Annotated in this window: 13 protein-coding genes; 8 read left to right on the forward strand and 5 right to left on the reverse strand. The window is 47.6% G+C overall.

Going from position 1 to position 18,797, the window contains the following annotated elements:
- Positions 1 to 255: 255 nt before the first annotated feature.
- Together M3636_RS22880 and M3636_RS22885 are read right to left on the reverse strand one after the other, a co-directional pair.
- On the reverse strand, positions 256 to 1,554 hold the full coding sequence (locus M3636_RS22880; protein WP_251384145.1) for an aminotransferase class I/II-fold pyridoxal phosphate-dependent enzyme: 1,299 nt from the start codon (positions 1,552 to 1,554) through the stop codon (positions 256 to 258).
- A 133-nt stretch (positions 1,555 to 1,687) separates the two neighbouring features.
- Entirely contained in the window at positions 1,688 to 2,305 is a 618-nt protein-coding gene (locus M3636_RS22885) for a pyridoxamine 5'-phosphate oxidase family protein (RefSeq protein WP_251384146.1), read from the reverse strand.
- Positions 2,306 to 2,449: 144 nt separating this feature from the next.
- On the opposite strand from M3636_RS22885, the gene pdxR reads away from it, so the two are divergent.
- Entirely contained in the window at positions 2,450 to 3,901 is a 1,452-nt protein-coding gene (gene pdxR, locus M3636_RS22890) for a MocR-like pyridoxine biosynthesis transcription factor PdxR (protein ID WP_251384147.1), read from the forward strand.
- Positions 3,902 to 4,100: 199 nt separating this feature from the next.
- Positions 4,101 to 4,886, forward strand: coding sequence for a helix-turn-helix domain-containing protein (locus M3636_RS22895; RefSeq protein ID WP_128103403.1), 786 nt, complete (start codon positions 4,101 to 4,103; stop codon positions 4,884 to 4,886).
- Between the two features lie 398 nt (positions 4,887 to 5,284).
- Here M3636_RS22895 and asd read toward each other — a convergent pair whose 3' ends face one another.
- Entirely contained in the window at positions 5,285 to 6,076 is a 792-nt protein-coding gene (asd, locus tag M3636_RS22900) for an archaetidylserine decarboxylase (protein ID WP_251384148.1), read from the reverse strand.
- An 86-nt stretch (positions 6,077 to 6,162) separates the two neighbouring features.
- Positions 6,163 to 7,293: a YheC/YheD family endospore coat-associated protein gene (locus tag M3636_RS22905; protein WP_251384149.1), complete on the reverse strand. Its 1,131-nt coding sequence runs from the start codon at positions 7,291 to 7,293 to the stop codon at positions 6,163 to 6,165.
- A 279-nt stretch (positions 7,294 to 7,572) separates the two neighbouring features.
- On the opposite strand from M3636_RS22905, the gene M3636_RS22910 reads away from it, so the two are divergent.
- Complete coding sequence (locus tag M3636_RS22910) at positions 7,573 to 12,546, forward strand: WIAG-tail domain (RefSeq protein WP_251384150.1); 4,974 nt, start codon at positions 7,573 to 7,575, stop codon at positions 12,544 to 12,546.
- A gap of 221 nt (positions 12,547 to 12,767) precedes the next feature.
- Here the strand turns inward: M3636_RS22910 and M3636_RS22915 are convergent, their stop codons facing one another.
- Positions 12,768 to 14,333, reverse strand: coding sequence for a M4 family metallopeptidase (locus tag M3636_RS22915; RefSeq protein ID WP_251384151.1), 1,566 nt, complete (start codon positions 14,331 to 14,333; stop codon positions 12,768 to 12,770).
- 74 nt (positions 14,334 to 14,407) lie between these two features.
- On the opposite strand from M3636_RS22915, the gene M3636_RS22920 reads away from it, so the two are divergent.
- From M3636_RS22920 to M3636_RS22940, 5 genes are all read left to right on the forward strand, one after another.
- Positions 14,408 to 14,695, forward strand: a complete 288-nt coding sequence (locus tag M3636_RS22920) for a hypothetical protein (RefSeq protein WP_251384152.1) — start codon at positions 14,408 to 14,410, stop codon at positions 14,693 to 14,695.
- Between the two features lie 370 nt (positions 14,696 to 15,065).
- Positions 15,066 to 15,950, forward strand: coding sequence for a glycosyltransferase family 2 protein (locus M3636_RS22925; protein WP_251384153.1), 885 nt, complete (start codon positions 15,066 to 15,068; stop codon positions 15,948 to 15,950).
- A 167-nt stretch (positions 15,951 to 16,117) separates the two neighbouring features.
- Positions 16,118 to 17,197, forward strand: a complete 1,080-nt coding sequence (locus tag M3636_RS22930) for a glycosyltransferase (protein ID WP_251384154.1) — start codon at positions 16,118 to 16,120, stop codon at positions 17,195 to 17,197.
- Positions 17,197 to 17,970, forward strand: a complete 774-nt coding sequence (locus tag M3636_RS22935; RefSeq protein WP_251384155.1) for a glycosyltransferase family 2 protein — start codon at positions 17,197 to 17,199, stop codon at positions 17,968 to 17,970. The genes M3636_RS22930 and M3636_RS22935 overlap by 1 nt, the downstream gene beginning before the upstream one ends.
- A complete protein-coding gene (locus M3636_RS22940) occupies positions 17,967 to 18,698 on the forward strand; it encodes a sugar phosphate nucleotidyltransferase (protein ID WP_128103397.1) in 732 nt (243 codons plus the stop codon). The genes M3636_RS22935 and M3636_RS22940 overlap by 4 nt, the downstream gene beginning before the upstream one ends.
- Positions 18,699 to 18,797 lie beyond the last annotated feature (99 nt).

Raw genomic sequence — 18,797 nt, forward strand, 5'->3', positions numbered from 1 at the left:
GGTCTTTGCCCCGTATTCATGGAGAAATAACCATTTTGGGCGGTGTACGCTAAGACGACCATGAGGATATCGAGCAAAAGCAGATAGGGAAGATGGTCGATCTAATGGTTCGACCTGCTATCAACCTTGTTATATGGATAACATGACAAACGCCCCTCTAAACGATGAGTAACTCACCTAGAGGGGCGTCTTGTATGGAAGGATAGGTTCGTAATGAACCTATCCTATTTATGTTAATCCAATGACAATGATATACTAAGTGGTCTGTAATTCCTGAACTCCACGGTAGATGGTATCGAAGAGATCTTCCAAGTTGGATTCTTCAATGCAGGAGAACGCAATTCGCAGATCAGTCTCACCCAGCGCAATTGTTCCGACGCCGTATTGTTGTAACAAATGGGTACGGAGTGCCTCAGCGCTGACTTCTTTCAGCTTCAGACACATGAAGTAACCGGAGTTGAACGGATAATACTCCCATACATCTCCATACTTGCCGCTATCGAGAAGAGCCTTCACCTTGTTGGCACGGCCTTTCATAATTTCAAACTTCTCCTGCTTCTGAGCTTCAAACTCTGGCGCTTTCAGTGCATCCAGTACAAATGTCTGAGAAGGGTGTGGCCCGCTGGAAATGGTCGCCCGGATAATACCAAGGGTCTTCTGTTCCAGTGCATGCAGCACAGCAGCATCTTCATGGGCATACGTGATGAAACCTACGCGGAAGCCCCATACGAATTCCTCTTTTGTTGCACCATCAATTTTGACGGTCAGCACACGTGGGTGGATGCTTGCCAGTTTGCCAAACAAGGACTCGTGAATCGAATTTTCAAAGAAAAGTCCGAAATAAGCGTCGTCCGTTACAACAACTACATTTACGCCCGCTTCAGCTGCTTGATGAATTGTATTCACAATAGCGTCTGCTTCCTCAGGGCCTGGTGTATAGCCTGTTGGATTGTTCGGGAAGTTAAGTAACACAATCGCTTTGCCCTTGTCTTTCTGAGCAAGCAGCGCTTCAAGCAATCCCTCGCTGTTGAAGTTTAATTGATCATCAAACAGAGGATAATGAACCAACTGAGCATGACGGCGAATTCCGAAAGTCAGCTCATAATTTTCCCAGTTTTTATCTGGATATATAACAGCGTCGCCTTCATCTGCGAACAAATCGGCTACAATACTGAGTCCATGAGTTAATGCATTCGTTACAATTGGGTTGCCAAAAGACTTACCTGCCAATGAAGGGGTCTCTTTCAACATCTTATCTTTCCAAACACTCCGCAATTCAGGCTTGCCTGCAGGAGGAGCATATGGGTATAGATCCTTGGGTTGGAATGCGGACAGCTTCTCCTGAATAACAGGTAGATGCATAGGCACTCCGCCTTCTAGGGCGATACCAATCGTGGCATTATAGGTCTTGGCCAGACTTGCTGCTTCTGCAGACTGACTCAAGATACCTTCTTTCGGGAAGTAAATTTCTTTGCCGAGCTGCGACAGCATCGAGTAGACGTGATTGCTGCCTGCCTGAATGCTTTCGTTCAACTGTTCAGCCAGTGGATTCATTCTTTTCATCCTTCCAAGTCTTTGAGATTCAACTGCCTAACATTATAACACCTTGACATCCCCCCGTCACGGAAATTACGCATAATGACAGTTATATCACTTCACCGCGTTGTTGTGGATTGAAAATGCAGGTTTATTGCTGGTGAAAAGGACAGTATTTTCGCATCATTTCAGCGGTCTCTGTATCTCTTCCTTCATTTCGGGCTTCCAGCTTATTGCTGAGATTCTCGAACTCTTCAGACGAGAGATTTTGCCCAAATTTAAACTTGGCGGTCAGTCGCTCAGGCGTAATTTGCACAACGGCTACAGCTTTAAGTTGTCCAGTGTAACGTGGGTCGGTTGCATCGATAGGGACATAGCCACCTTGTGGCTGAAGTTTCTCCATAAATCGTTGTAGAACCCGCCCTTTTACCTCTAGGTCTTTTATCGGCTCTGCATGACCAAACGCCATGACACTTTTGAAAAAGGAGGTTGCCGGACAAGCTAGCTCTGGGTCAGTAAAATAGGATGGGATCAGCGAAAACTCTTCGGCGACTGTAAAACTAACCGAAGTATTCTGCTTGATCTGTTTCATTTTCTCTCCAGCGATACTGCCGTGAAAATAAAAACAGCCATCCATATATACAAAATTCAGTGGCGTGACCCGAGGCTGTCCATCCGGGCTAATCGTTCCCAGAAAACCAAAGGAGCATTGGTCTAGAAAAGTAATGATCTCTTGTTCTTCTTCTACTGTAAATTCTTTTCGTCTCATCGTTGTTCCCCCTGAATTGGTTTTTAATCGAAAATGTTGCTTTACCCTAACAATAGAACGTACATTGACATATAAATAGATCCAATTTAGATTAAATTTTATAGTCCAATTTAGAAAAGCTGATAGAAACAAAGGAGACGTATGATGGAACTATGGCTACCGATGGATACATATGAGCAGCAGCACCGATACAAATATGTTGCACTATACCATGCGTTGCGTGATGCGATACATACAGGCACGTTGACCGGAGGAACAAGACTTCCCTCCACACGTGAACTCGCGGTTCAGTACAGTATGTCACGCGGCTCTGTAGCACAGGTGTATGATATGTTGCTTGCAGATGGTTACGTTGAGGCTTATCGGGGGAAAGGTACATTTGTAACAGAGACGTTAACAACATCGACTCAGAAGAACACAGAAGCCCAAATTGTCTTGTCTGCATGGGGAAAGCGAGTAGCAGCGTTGGATACGCAAAAGGGAGATACGCCTGCGCTGGCGCAAGGCAAATCCACCATTAACTTTCAGGTGCAGCGCATGCTGGCAGAGCATTTCCCAGAGGCAGAGTGGAAGAGTGCACTGGCCGCTGTTCACCGCAGCGATTGGCGTGAACATAGCAGTGCCGCAGGAGATCTAGAGCTGCGAGAAGCGATTGCCTCGCATCTTAGATGGACACGGGGAATTGATGCGGAGGCTTCACAGATTGTACTATTCAGTGGTTCCATGCAGGGGATTGTGCTGTTAGCGCAGTTGTTGATCTCGGAAGGAGACGCAGCCGTATTAGAAAACCCAGGATATCAAGGCATAGCTCACGCTGTGAAATCATGCGGTGGCGTGATTATTCCAGCGGACATTGATGCTCAAGGCATTATTCTTCAGGACTGGCGAGCACAGGTGTTATTCGTGACACCTACAAGACATTTTCCAACAGGCGCTGTTCTTGGTCTAGAACGGCGAAAGGCATTACTGAATTGGGCAAGTGAACGAAATGCCGTCATTATTGAGGATGATTATGACAGTGAGTTTCGATGGGGTGGAAGGCCGATCGAACCACTCAAAGTGCTTGATCGGGAACAACGTGTGGTCTACGTAGGCTCCTTCTCACAGACAATGGTGGCTTCGTTCCGGCTTGGTTATGCAGTGCTGCCTCCAGCGCTCGTAGATCCCCTTCTTGCGGCTAAAGCGTTGTATGAGCCTGTGCCACCTGGGCTGCTCGAACAGCGTGCACTTGCGAAGTTGATGATGCGAGGAGGATATCTGCGCCATTTACGACGCTTAACCCGGTTGTATGGGGAGCGACATGCCTTTTTTGTTCGTGAGATGCAGCGGCAATTGCCTCAAGCATTTACCATGCAGCCAGGGGATGCAGGGCTGCATATCTATGCGTCGTGGAATGATGATCGAGAGCGTTATATTCGATTCAAAACGTTAGCTCAGGAGGATGGTGTAATATTCCGTGATGCGTCCCGCTATCAGCTTACGCCAGGTCATCCTGCAGTCTGTTTTGGCTTTGCACATTTGGAGAAAGATGAAATTGCGGAGGGCATTAACCGAATGCGGATCGCTTGGGAGAAGAGTACATTTTCGTTTCGATGAATTCCGCTGTATAATAGAATAAGACATTCTGCTCCCATGGGAGCAGAGAACATATATGAGCTTGTTGCATCATTTCAACAAGGATTTGCGTACATGTCTTAAGCAACTTGAGATGAACAATTCGTAAACCTAAGCCCCAATCGATAAGAATGGGTATGATGCAATAGCTAGAGATTAACATTCAAGGGGGAGTGGCGACATGCTGCAGGCATCGCCGTCATCATTTGTTATTTTGCCCGCTGTCGCCAAAATAGTCTGCGAACCGGGATGGAAGTGGCAGAAGCGGGAAAAACCGATGCAGAATTATGATTTATTTTATGTGTGGAGTGGTGAGGGAACTGTTGTGCTGAATGACCAGCCTTACGAGGTGGGCAAGGGCAGTTGTTTCCTATTCAGACCAGGAGATCATACAAGTGCAACACATAATAGACAGAAACCGCTTGTACTAACGTATATCCATTTTGATGTGGATGTGGATGTTACGGATGTGCCTCAGTCCTATCGTGAAGTACAGGAGACGGTGGAGTTTGAACATTTGTTGGCACGGTATGTAAGGCTGTTCCTGTCTGACGTATACGGTCGCACGGAAGAAAGCCGGTTGATCTTGAAGCAGTTGATGATTCATCTATTGCGTGCGGATACGGAAGCACCTGTTGAGAAAAAGGTGAGTAACCAGCTATCAGATGTGATTCAGGAAGTGGCGAATTATGTTCGTCAGCATCCAGGGATCACGCATCGTGTGGAGGATCTGGCTGCACGTGCGGGGCTGTCTCCGCGATACTTCTCTATTAAGTTTAAAGAGTTAATTGGCTCTTCTGTACAATCGTATATCATTCGTATGCGTATTGAACGTGCTGAGCATCTGCTTGTGCATACCGGTATGAATGTCACCGAAGTGGCGGATGCTTTAGGTTACCGGGATATCTTCTTTTTCAGTCGTCAGTTCAAGCAGTATACAGGCAAAAGTCCTTCCGAGATTCGTTAGATCGTTAGGTCTTCATGCCAAGATACAGCATAACGTTTCAAATCTGGGAGTCAGGGGTAAGTAAAAAGCATTCCAGATGAACAAACGAAGGGGGGACTTGGGATGAACGGAAAACGGCGGATCCGCAACCGGGGATGCTCTACAAAAGGATGCCTTATTTTCCGGAACCGTCTGCGTCGGTCGAAACCCGCAGATGAGTTGCAGGACGTATGGTTTTGAAGAGATATCAGTCGATCAATGATTACGAAGTGAGGCTTCGTAATGCTTGTATACATGAAGTGTAACAGGTGTATCATGATAGCATGATACACAGATCAATCCAAAAAGGATGGCGGAGTCCCTGAATACAGGTGTTCCGCCATCCTTTTTAATTGTGCATGAGTGCTGCCTCAAAGTTATCAGTGAATTGGTTTCAGGCGGCCGAGCAATGTTCCCATTTTGACGGAATCTCCAGGCTGTAGACCAGGCGTAGGCTCGAACGTACCACTTTGCGTTAGGAGAACCACCGTAGAACCGAATTCAAAATAGGCTAGATCATCACCTTTTGCCCATGTGCTGGTATCCGCATCAGCATACTGTATACTGCTCACATTCATCGCACCGACCTTAACCACAGCTACCTCTCCATATTCATGGGCGATGTACGTAATCAGTCGTTCGTTGCGACTCAGCACCGATCTCATATGTGTCAGACCAAAATCATTCACGGGATAAACTTTCCCCTTGATATGTTCACTCTCAATCCTGCGTCCGCTCACAGGTGCATGAATGCGGTGATAGTCGCGAGGGCTGAGATAAAGGACGAAGGCATAGCCGTGTTTGTATTTCTCCAGATGTGGTGAGTGGTTCAACAATTCAGCAAGTGTATAGTTTTGTCCCTTAACATTCAGGAGTGTGCCTGCGGATATTGGACCCGCTGCCGTAATTTTGGCATCCACTGGGCTAATTAGCGCATGCTCCGATAGGTCTAGTGGGCGCATGCCTGGTTTTAATTTGCGAGTAAAAAAATCATTCAGTGAACGGTATTCCTTCCAGTCTTTCTCTGCTTCCTGAACAGGGATGTCGTAGGTTCGGACAAAATAAGGAATAAATGCCTTGCTTCCTCTGCTCTTGGAGAAGGCTCCCACAGTTCGCGAGATCCATTTGCGAGAAGAAAGCTCAGTCATTAACCGTAACAGCGTTTTTGCCATGAATATCCCCCTTAGGGTTAGTGCGAACATCAAGGCCGGTAGGACCCGGCCGTTCTGCATAATATTGACACATAATGCCTCCGAAATCAATACGGGTACTTACGGTACGTCTGTGGTTGTCTAGGGATACGCGAATTCTGCTCCAGTAGAAGACGCCCGTATGCCATCGGTTCGTGGTAACTTGCCCTCCATTGTTCCAGCAGACCGGCTTTACGGAAACCGTAACGCTGATCCCGTCCATTGCATTCAATAAAATAAATCTGTCCATCGCGGGCAATGCCCAGATCAAGACCTAAATCTGCAAGATGGGGTAGGCTAGCTGCCAGCGTTTTGGCGATGCGTAGCGAGACCAGACGGATTCTGGATTCAAGTTGTGTGAGCTCAGAACTATTCATATCAGAAGCAAACACCTCAGCCAGTCTCATGACCTTGCCGCCTTGTGCGATATTGGTGACAAAGGTATGTGTTGGAGCGGCCTTGGCGAATAATCCAGTCACCTCCCATAATCCATCCATCCCACGTTGCACTGAAACACGCAGATCCACGGGTCTGCCTTCATAACGTATGAGAGGAATGCGTTCTTCGATGAGGTATGCATACCGGAAAATTCTGCGGAGAATCGCCGAGGGCAGCTGCCCCTTCGTTAATCGAAAGGTGGCCCAGCCTTTGCGAGAAGCTCTCGTTTCACGCGTTAATTTCCATTGCCCGTCTTGCTTGAATATTCGGATAATGCCATGCCCAATACTTCCGCTACATGGCTTAATGATCAAATCATTATACTGCTCCATCATATCGGTTAACGATTCAGGTGTGGCTCTCACGGCATGAGGCAGATGCTCTCTCAGTAAAGGTTCCTGACGGAGCATGTCGTGAATGTGATCCTTCCTGTAACGATTACGAACGTTATATACCTGAATACCTTGCAAAAGTAAGGTAGTAACTTGATGCTGTTCTGCTCTGCGGAGTTGAAGCGCACGGTTATGAATGACTGTGGGCAAGGGCATTTTTTGTCGAACATATCCCTCTTCTTTTTTTACATAGGCTATACAGGTTTTGGTGTTGAAATCGATATCTTCCAGCCGCAAAAAACAAGGGATCAATCCGTGGCAGGCTGCTGCCTGCTCATAATTGGCGAGTGATTCCTGGCCGGTTCTTCCGGCCGGTATCCCTCGGTACATGCGTGAATCGAACATAATGCCGATCGTCTCTTGTGGCATGACCGCTCCTCCTTCAAAGTTATCAAGGCACTGGTTCGTCCGTTCATGGCATACCCGTACTTATACGATATCGTATGACATTTTTGCTCAGAGGGCATGGACAGCCGCCTTTTTCGATGTCACCGTACGTAGCCTATTTCACTGTAGGGGGTTCATCCCATCCGTTCTTGCTTGTACATGATGGATTCTTTATGGATAAAAGTCCGGATTATAAGTGGCAGATGCCTAGATTGAAGCATATGATGCCGGAGACGAACGTGAGAGGAAGGAGCAAGCTGCATGAGTAAAAGAGGCAAAAAGAAGGTTCTTACGCCGAAACTGCGGCATGTGAGCCCGAAGTTTAAGGAATTGGAACTGACGGATCGCCGTATCGGCTCGATTAAATCGGATCCGTTCTTGCACAAGGAAGAACGGCTGGAGACACATGTACCAGCTTCTAAAGCTATTGAGAATCAGACACCTGTAGAATCTTCTTCGGAATCGACGAATCATACTGCAGATGCAACAAACGCGGAAGAGCCCATCAAGCCAGAAGCAGTACGATCTGAACCAGAAGCAGTACAATCTGAAGCACCAGCAGTGAAACCAGAGCCAAAAGTGGCAAGCGAACCAGAGTTGTCTACGCCTGTGGTCGTGGATGAACCCAAGAAAATCCAAGTAAGTAGTGTGGCACCCAGTGTTCTAGAAGAGCCGAAGGAAATCACGAGTCAGGATCGCCGATATATCTTGAATCAGAATCAGATGCCAGGCTCAACGGGAGCATATATCTATACGGATGACCTAAGTGAGTATGCGGTAACAGAGAGTAGGCTTGCGCCGTTCTCGGTGGATGCATCCAAAATGAAGCCCGGAGCTGTTGGTAGCGAAGCGTTACAGGACTATGCGGTGACTAGCATTCATATCGCAGACGGTGCGATTGTGTCTGCTAAACTGGCCGAAGCTTCCGTATCAGAGGAACATTTAATTGATGGCTCGGTATCTGGCTACAAAATACGTAATGCTTCTGTTGGCGGCGAGAAAATAAGAGATGGCAGCATCACATCACAAAAGCTTGGCAATCAGGTTATTGATGCCGCCAAAATTGCAGATGGTTCAATTGGCACAAGGCACCTTAGTCGCATGCTCGTTACGGAGGACTTAATCAAAAACCAAGCCGTTACTGGAGATAAAATTGCCATCAGCGGTGTAGATACTCGCCACCTGACAGGTGGGGCTGTGCATACATCCAAATTAGCGGACGAAGCAGTGACCACAGCTAAAATTCGTGAGGGAGCGGTCACCAGCAGTAAGCTTGAAGAACAATCGGTGGAATCTCGTCACATTCAGTCAGGTGCGATTAAGCAAACTCATCTGGCGGAAGGGGCAATCAATCGTTCCCAGCTCGCGGCGGGTAGCATTGGAAGTGAGCAGATTGAAGACGGTGCAATTGAAGCAAGACATTTGGCTGAAGGCTCGCTGAGCGGAAGACATTTGGTAGACGGAGCAATAGGATCCAATCAGCTTCGGACGGCTGCTGTAGGCAGAGAACAGATCGGTACGGGCGAAGTGACCAATGAACATCTGGTGGATGGCGCCGTAACCAGCAGTAAATTGGCTGATCAATCTGTAGGGACAGCGAAACTACTGGAACAGTCAATTACAGCTTCCAAGATTGCGGATCAGAGTATTGTTGCTTCCAAAATTGCAGATGAGGCAGTACATGGCAAGCATATCGCCAAAGGTTCTGTTCGTGCAGAGCATATTGCCAACCGAGGCATATCGCCTGTGCATGTGGATAATGCAGCGATCCATTCCATCCACATTGCGAGTGGGAGCATTGAGGCTACGCATTTAGCCACAGACAGTGTGTCTGCGGATGCAATTGCACCCGGAGCTGTCTCCACACAGCATCTGACGGAGTCTGCCGTAGGTACGTATGAACTGCAGGATGGTGCGGTAACAGACGCGAAGCTTGCGGATGAAAGTATAACGGAAGAAAAACTAGGCTCAGCATCGATCAGTAGCAGAGCCATTGCTCCAGGAAGTGTGTCATCATCACATCTTGCACATGGCGGAGTGACGGGGGCTCATCTTGCGCCAGGTAGCGTTGGTTCAGATGCTCTTCGACCTTATGCGGTGAAGTCGGAGCACCTAACCGAGCATGCTGTGGGGGTACCCCATCTGCAGCCTGGAAGTGTGCAAACGGATGCCATATCTCGTGGCGCGGTTACCACCGATAAATTGGCTCCGGGAAGTGTGACTTCCGGCCAGATCGCAGGAGGTAGTATTTTCCCGCCACATCTCACAGATCATTCGGTGACTTCACCGAAATTGTCACCAGAGAGTGTTGCCACAGATAAATTAGCAGACCTGGCTGTGACTTCAGCCAAACTCGCAGATGGTAGCGTCACGTCCAGTAAAATCATGGCTGAGAGTATTACAGCTAAGCATATCCCTGCAGGAACGCTTCGTGGTTATCATCTGAAGCAGCACTCCGTTTCACTGGAGCACTTGGCAGATGAGATTCGGTCCCCAGAGTTATTTGCAGATGGAAGTATTACAGGTAATAAATTGCGTCCAGGTTCGATTAATGCAGAACATCTCGTTGCAGATTCCGTATCTTCGAACACATTACAGCACGAGTCAGTGAGTAGTGAGCATCTGCAGCCATCCGCAGTAACATCCATTCATCTGGCTGATGGCATCATCAAGTCTGATCATCTGAGCAGTCAGGTTATTCATTCACATCATCTGAAGGCAGACAGTGTTCATGGGGAACATATTAATGAGCAGGCCATTACTTCCCATCATATCCTCCCCGGCTCCGTTCAGACGGATCATCTGGCACCGTTATCTGTGACAGAGGCGCACCTGCAACCGGGCTTGATCAGTGGATTGCACCTGAAAGCAGATTCAATCAGCACTGTTCAGCTTCAGCAAGGAGCGGTACAATCACGCCATATTAACGATGGAGCAATCTTCGCCCATCATATCCACGAACGGAGTATTGGCACATCTCATCTGGAAGAAGAATCCGTCAGCTCTATTATTTTGCAAGAAGAATCCGTGACTCGCTCTAAGCTGGCAAGTGGCAGTGTCGATGGCAGTAAACTGGTGCAGGGAGCAGTATCCGGTGCACATCTGTCTGAAGAGAGTGTGCAGTCAGTTCATATTCAAGATGGGGCTATCCAAGCAGGTCATATCCAGCACGGAGCTATTCAAGCGGATCATATCGAAGCGCAAAGCATTAACGCAGATCATATTCAGGATGGAGCCATTCAAGCGGATCATATCCAATCACAAAGCATCAACGCAGAACACATTCAAGAGCAGAGTATTCAGGCGTCTCATCTGGAAGTGGAGAGTGTAACAACAGAAGCGTTGCAGAGCGGATCCGTGACGTTGGATAAACTCGCTGAAGGTAGTGTGGATGGTAGCAAACTGGTGCAGGGAGCAGTATCGAGTGTGCATCTGTCAGAAGAAAGCGTACAATCAGCACACATTCAAGCGCAAAGCATCGATGCAGCCCATATTCAGGACGGAGCCATTCAAGCAGATCATATCCAAGCGCAAAGCGTCAACGCAGACCACATTCAAGTACAGAGCATCAACGGAGATCATATTCAAGCACAGAGTATTCAGGCGTCTCATTTGGAAGTGGGGAGCGTAACAACAGAAGCGTTGCAGAGCGGATCTGTGACGTTGGATAAACTCGCTGAAGACAGTGTGGATGGTAGCAAATTGGTGCAGGGAGCAGTATCTGGTGTGCATCTGTCAGAAGAAAGCGTACAATCAGCACACATTCAAGGCGGGGCAGTTCTGGCAGATCATATCCAGCACGGAGCTATTCAAGCGAACCACATCGAAGCGCAAAGCATCGATGCAGCCCATATTCAGGATGGAGCCATTCAAGCCGGTCATATCCGAGGGCAAAGTATTCACGCTGATCATATTCAAGTACAGAGCATCAACGGAGATCATATTCAAGCACAGAGTATTCAGGCGTCCCATTTGGAAGAGGGGAGCGTAACAACAGAAGCGTTGCAGAGCGGATCTGTGACGTTGGATAAACTCGCTGAAGGCAGTGTGGACGGTAGCAAACTGGCGCAAGGAGCAGTATCTGGTGCACACCTGTCTGAAGAGAGCGTACAATCAGCTCATATTCAGGGCGGAGCTATTCAAGCGGATCATATCGAAGCGCAAAGCATCGACGCAACCCATATTCAGGGCGGAGCTATTCAAGCAGATCACATCCAAGCACAAAGCATCAACGCAGCCCATATTCAGGACGGAGCCATTCAAGCAGATCACATCCAAGCACAAAGCATCAACGCGGATCATATTCAAGATGGAGCTATCACAGCAGAGAAATTTGCAGATGGTGCCATTAACGGAAGCAAGCTCAGTGAGCAGAGCATCACATCTCGTCATTTAAATGAAGGGATTGTGAATGCTGCACATTTAAGTGAGGATATCTGGACTGCAATTCGTCAGGTGAGTGGAGAGACGCTGGAACAGCTTGAGGTCACAAAACGGCAGGAAGCACCTGCAAATGTAGAAGAGGATCAACTGAATCAACTCGACCCCATTAATCCAATCAACCAGTCTAACTTCTCGGATCATCTGGATCTGGTTAACCAGATCAGTTTACTGAACGAGTCCGAACATCAGACACAACTCACATTAGCAGATCAACAACAGCAACTTACACAATTGGAAGAACAAACTGTGGCACATGCCGAGGCAATTCAGTTCCTTCAGACATCTGTTCAAGAATGGAAGGAACAATCGGTTACAGAACCCAAGACTGATATATTGACGGACGAATGGACTCCAACAGCGGGGGAAGCGTCAGATGTAACCGAGGCAAGTAGCAGCAATGATACGTTCCAGCTCAATGAACAGTCCGTTCAACAAGAGCATTTGTGTGACAATATTGTGGGTAGCGAGCAGTTACAAGCAGGCGCGGTTCAGCCTCAGCATCTATCATTCCAACCTGTACGTAGTGTCAGCCGGCAACTGGTTGTGCAACAATTCGGTATGGAGGCATTCATCTTGCCTGAGAATGAAGAATGCGTAGAGGTGACGGTTGCATTTGAAGAGTCATTTGCATCAGAGCATTATGTTATTGTTGCGATGAGCAATGATCGTGGATTTCAGGTATCTCTGCTGTCTCAAAGTGAGGATGAAGCGGTGTTGGAGGTTTCACGTGCGGTAGGCTGCAAGCATACGTATGGTTTGTTGTCATGGATCGCTGCTGGACCTTCCATATAAGAGGTTGACTAAAACGTGCTTTTGATTACGAAATATACTTCATCCCATCTTCTTGGTACTGAAAATCGCCTTTGTTGAACATGTAATTTGTATATATTTCTACATTATAACAAGCAAAAGCGGTTCCCGGATTTGTCCAGGACACCGCTTTTGTTCATCATTAGGGTTGGTCCGTTCGGACAGTGAGGGGTGTCGGAACGTTCACCACAGTTAGAGATTAATTATAGTCCTACGGCCTGATAGGCTTTGGTAATCGCTGTTGCTTCAGCCGAATTAGCGCCGTACAGATCTTTGGCAGCTTGAATTGTTGCTGTTTTGGCAGCGGCAAACTTGGACGTTGGTGTCAAATAATTCACAAGTGTACTATAGAAAATTTTCACCGCTTTATCACGTCCGATTCCAGTTACCGTTACACCATTATGAGTACCGCCTTGCGCTGCGAGATAATAAGCTTTATTGATGATTCCACTATTAATATGAACACCACCATTATCCTGTGAACCGATGTAACGATCGCTGTACTTATCAGGTTGTCCATACAAGGTAGGATTGGAGAGGGAGCGTAATGCATCGCCCGGAATGTTAGGCGTGTAGATGGCATCTCCAAGCAACCAGTTTTTACTTTCGATGGTGTTCCCCATAATATCAGCAAAAGCTTCATTCAATGCACCAGGTTCATTCCGGTATTCGAGATCTGCTGTGTATTCAATGACACCATGAGTTAATTCATGTCCTACCACATCGAGATCACCAGATAGGGAAGTGAAGGTTGTACCGTCTCCATCACCAAATACAATTTGCACACCGTTCCAGAAAGCATTGTTATAGTTGGAGCCGTAATGCACGGTTGATTTAATGATTAAACCATTACCATCGATTCCGTTGCGGTTGAACTTGTTTTTGTAAAAGTCATAGGTGGCAGCAGCATATGCATGTGCATCTACTCCTGCGCGGTCTGTCCAGACATTGTCTGAATCGGTGAGTAAGGTACCTGGCAGTGAGGAACGATTATTGGCCGTATACGTCTCAATGCCTCGACCACGTGTCGTATCTTTTAATTGGAATGTGCTTCCCGATTGAGTAGTGGTTAGGGTTTTGGTGTCACCAAGGACACCTGTACCTGTTCCTGTGGCAAAGTTAATGAGGTCAAACTGAGATACGATGCTGCCATCGACGGCATTAATGAAATATTTTGTCCGCAGCGGGGCAGGTTCAAGTACATTGACTTCGGTAATGTATACAAGGTAGGTTTGACCATCCTCTTCATGGTGATAGATGTTCAATTCAGCTTGTGGGTCTTTTTGGGCTTCGCCCAGCTCGCCAATGCGGGAAGTGGCTTCTTCAGAGGCAATACGAATGGCATCTTCAGCACTGATCTCAGCCACACCGTCGTTCGGGATGGATTGCTCTTCAACAGGAGGAAGATCGCCAAGCGCGGAGGAAACGGCTCCTGTTTTGTCCAAATGAATCGTTTGCTCTGCACCGTAGACCGGAATTCCCTTAATGTATTGCTTCAAACGGAAGTGTCTTATGCCAGAGGTGTCCGTGGTTCTTTTTATAATTTTGAGCTGGGACGTTACGTCCGAATTCAGGAATTGTTCTTGTTGCCCAAGGTAATTGAAGATGGTTTCGTCGGAGCCGCTGTTCAAAGGAATCCCCTCCTCAGATACGTATGGCGTTTGCAACGGAATGGATTGATCTGACAACGGAGCCGCTCCTGCAGAAGATACGGAAGCGAGCAAAAGTGCTCCTCCAAGAATTGTTGGCATAACTTTGGCAAATTTCATAGTAAACGCTCCATTCATTCAATTTTTTGGGGGAATCATATCATGCCATTCTTGGGTGGAGTTCCGACTGCGACGTGGGCAGCGCGGAGCGTGGGGCTAATCCTGAAGCGTGGAATGTTACACAGACGGTTATAAGTCAATCGTTCGGACAGCTTGTCTCATGCCAGATTAGCAAGGTCACTGTTTCCGATCCGGTCGCTTGCGCAATATCGTCTATTGCCTTTCCTCTTTCGGATGCCAGGGGGTGTTGTCTACTTACGAAGCAGAAGAAGTCTTACGCAGCCGGGGTGTTCGTACCAGGTTCGCGTAACCGGAAGTGGGTTGTATATCGTGAACGGCATCCCTCCTCTCAAGTGATGTAAGCAATGAATTGAAACGTACTTAAGAATTGTCCTAAGGTTAATTAACAGACGTGAAAAGTTCGATTAGGAACTTTTGTTCTGTATAAGGATTTTTTTGTAAGTTGAAGGCTTGAACGTATAGTATCACAATGTAAAAGTTTGGAAAAGAAGAATTTTTAGTTTTTGCCCAAAATTATGTCTAAAGTAGGGGATAAGCAACCTTTTACCGATAATTTGACGGAATTTGTCTGGAAGAGACGGAGTGAAAGCGGATTTTGCTGGGAGAAGTGCCCGTCAATCAAGGACAAACGCCGTTTCCACTTCTCCACGAATACATAGAATAACGTGTACTCCCTTGCATGCTGATGATTTTCACTGGGAGGTGATATGGTTGCAAAACCGCCGTAGTATAGCTCGGACTGGTGCCAAACCAAGCTCCAAACGAAGTAGGACACAGCAGCAGAGGCAACGATTGAAATCGATACGTAGAAAAGGTACAAAGACCTATAGGTATGTCATTCCAGCTATGGAGCGATCAGAGCACAGCCCATTGCTTTCGGTCATTATTCCGGCAATGAACGAAGAGAAAACGATAGGCAAGGTGGTTCGTTTCGCTCGGCGTATATGCCGGAATTCGGAAGTCATTGTAGTGGTCAACGGCTCAACAGATGGTACGGCTAGAGCTGCAAGAGCGGCAGGTGCTCGTGTAATCAGTTATACAGAGGCTCTGGGTCATGACGGTGGTCGGCGAGCAGGTGCGATGGTGGCTCGTGGCAACGTATTATTATTCACAGATGCAGACATTCCGATCTCTCCAGATCAGCTAGCACCTTATGTGCAAGCGATTATGGATGGAACAGACGTCGCTCTGAACGACTATAACGGTCCAATTACACGAAACCCTATACATCCGGTGGTGGAAGCCAAACATGTGCTGAATAGTATGTTAACGAGACCGGATCTGCAGGGAGCCTCGATGACAGCCATTCCACATGCGATAAGTCGTAAGGCTCTTGAGGTTATAGGTGCTGGATGTTTGGAGATTCCTCCACTGGCACAGGCCAAAGCAGTGGTCGGTGGATTGCAGGTACGTGCAGTGCACCATGTGCCTGTAGGTAGAATGAACGCAGTCCGGTTACGCAAACGAAGAAGCGCCGATCTATTAAGCCAAGTGATCTTGACTGATCATCTAACGGCGATCAAATGGATAACGGATACACTTGGTTCCCGTGGCGGACATTCCGATCTGGAGCGGGTACGTAGCCTGGCGAGGTGAGCATTTTGCAAGCATTCACAAACGGCTTCCAGGCACCGCGCGATAGAGCATGAGGTGTGTTCATCTTTATCCTTTGATGGACGGCAGCTTGGAAAATATCCGTGCTCTAAAGTTATGGTGTTCGGAAGTTTGTAGGTTGAATGATGCAATATGCTGGAGGTGACAACATGAAAGCCCGTGTCGTTGGCGTTCGCCATCAGCGAACACTAAAAAGAGGTATGCGAGCAAGGCGAGGGCAATTGTTGAAGAAACAAACCACGAAGCAGGAAACGAATCGAGCGGTGTTCCAGCAGTCATGGCAATGCGGTGAACAAGCGGGGCGGCATGGCTCGGGGAATATGGATTCCATGGAGCAACAGGCACATCTTGCTTGGCGCGAATGCTGGCCTGCTTTATCCGAGCGGTTGGATCATTATGAGGATGTTATGCAGGCAGGGAAGGCATTTATGCAGGGGTATTCCCGTTCGGCTGGACGGTCACTGAATATTGTGCCTGTGCATCTTCATCGTACTGCGGCGGCTGTAGTCAGTGCCTGTAACGAAGAGGGCACGTTGGCACAAGTGATCGTACAACTCAAACGGCTTCCTCTGACAGAAATCGTTGTTGTATTGAACGGAACAACCGACCAAAGTCTGGAGCAGGTGCTTGCCCATTCAAGAGTGACCCTTGTCTATGAGCCAAATCGTGCAGGTCATGATGTTGGTCGTGCCATAGGTGCTAAGGTAACGACAGCAGAAACCGTGCTGTTTGTGGATGGAGATATGATCATTCCTGCTGAGCAATTGGCGCCTTTTCTATATGCAGTTGATCGCGGAGATGATGTGGCACTCAACAATCTCTCCTCCTTATTGCCTGCATTCGCACGCCAAGATGAGGTTACTCGTATGAAGGCATATCTCAATCGGACATTGGGTAGAGCAGATCTTCAATCGAATTCTCTTACGGCTGTGCCCCATGCGTTATCTCGGCGTATGATTCAGGCAGTGAATCCGGAGTCTCTCGTTGTTCCGCCTAAAGCGCAAGCTCTGGCAATTCAACATGGTTTAAGAGTAACGGCACCTAGCCAGGTGGACGTCATTCGTTCCAATCGTCTTCGTTCCACCAATGTAGGTAGCGGCAATTCAGTTGCTAAACTCATTATTGGAGATCATCTTGAAGCGATTGCCGAATGGCTGAATGTAGTAGGTAAAGAGGTGCTGGAATCCACGTTATCCCGCAGTGAAGTGGCTTACAGGAGGAACACCTGATGACTTGTACGAGTATCATCATTCCAACCTATAACGGATTAGATCTATTGCAATCCTGCATTGCGTCGATCCGTCAATATACAGGTGCCCATACCCCTTACGAGATTGTCGTTGTGGATAACGGTTCTACAGATGGTACGGCCGCTTATTGCGCCAAGGAACGTCTAAGATTTGTCCGGTTGCCTGAAAACCGTGGATTCCCTGCTGCCTGCAATGCAGGGCTACGTGTAGCTATTGGGGATGAGCTTCTCCTTTTGAATAATGACGTTACGGTGACCTCTTGCTGGCTCGAAAATTTACGAACTACGCTCTATAGTGATGAGCAGGTTGGAATTACCGGACCTGTCACCAATTACGCCAGCGGTATTCAACAGGTTAAGGTGGATTTTCACAGCATGGAGCATTTTCAGGAGCTGGCGAGAGAGAACAATGTAAGCGACCCTGAGAAATGGATAGAGGTTAAACGGATCGTTGGGTTATGTATGCTTATTCGGAGACGCGTACTCGATTCCATTGGCTTGCTTGACGAGGCGTATTCGCCGGGACATTATGAGGATGATGATTATTGTTATCGCGCCCGGGTAAAGGGCTTTCGTTTACGGGTATGCGGCGATGTTCTCGTTCATCATCAAGGTAGTGCAAGTTTTCTGAAGACGGATCCGGATACATGGAAACAGTTACTGGAGCGTAATCGCTCTATTTTCATCAACAAATGGCAGGTCGATCCTCTTGAATATATTGAGACATCCGATGAAGGAGGCAACGTGAAATGAAAGGTGTTATTCTTGCTGGCGGAACAGGAACAAGACTGTACCCTCTGACGCGGCTGATCAACAAGCATCTGCTTCCAGTCGGTAAACATCCGATGATTGTATATGGAATCGACAGGCTCCGTCAGGCGGGGATTGAAGATATTTTGATCGTGATGGGCAAACAGTCGGCCGGTCTATATACCGATTTCTTGGGTGGCGGGGCAGAGCTGGGTGTTCGTTTGACTTATCGGATCCAGGAGAAAGCAGGCGGCATTGCAGAAGCTTTGGATTTGGCAAGGTCTTTTATCCTTCCGGGAGAACGATTTGTTGTGCTGTTGGGTGACAACTTGTTCAGTGATGATCTGAAACCTTATGTTGATCGCTATGTACAGCAACCTGAAGGAACAGCTCGTGTGTTGTTAAAGGGAGTGGATGACGCCAGACGGTATGGAGTACCGGAATTTGATCCCCAGCATCCAGAACGTATTACGCATATTGAAGAAAAACCGAGTCATCCAAAGACATCCTACTGTGTAACCGGAATTTATATGTATGATGATCATGTGTTCAACCTCATCGGTAGCATTGCACCTTCTGCCCGTGGAGAGCTTGAAATCACTGATGTAAATAATCATTATGCAGCGGCAGGTGGGCTGGAGTACGATATTTTGCAAAAATATTGGAGCGATGCCGGTACGTTTGAATCCCTACAGGAAGCGTCCGTTCGAATGAAAGGCCAACTGCCGTAAAAATGATTTTTATATGCTGCTGTGCGGTGCCCTATGGAAGAGCAGATGACTGCGCCGATGCTGAGGAGCAGTGGCACTCCTAACGAAGATCAGGGGAGG

The organism is Paenibacillus sp. MER 99-2 (assembly GCF_023714095.1).
Classification (GTDB): domain Bacteria; phylum Bacillota; class Bacilli; order Paenibacillales; family Paenibacillaceae; genus Paenibacillus.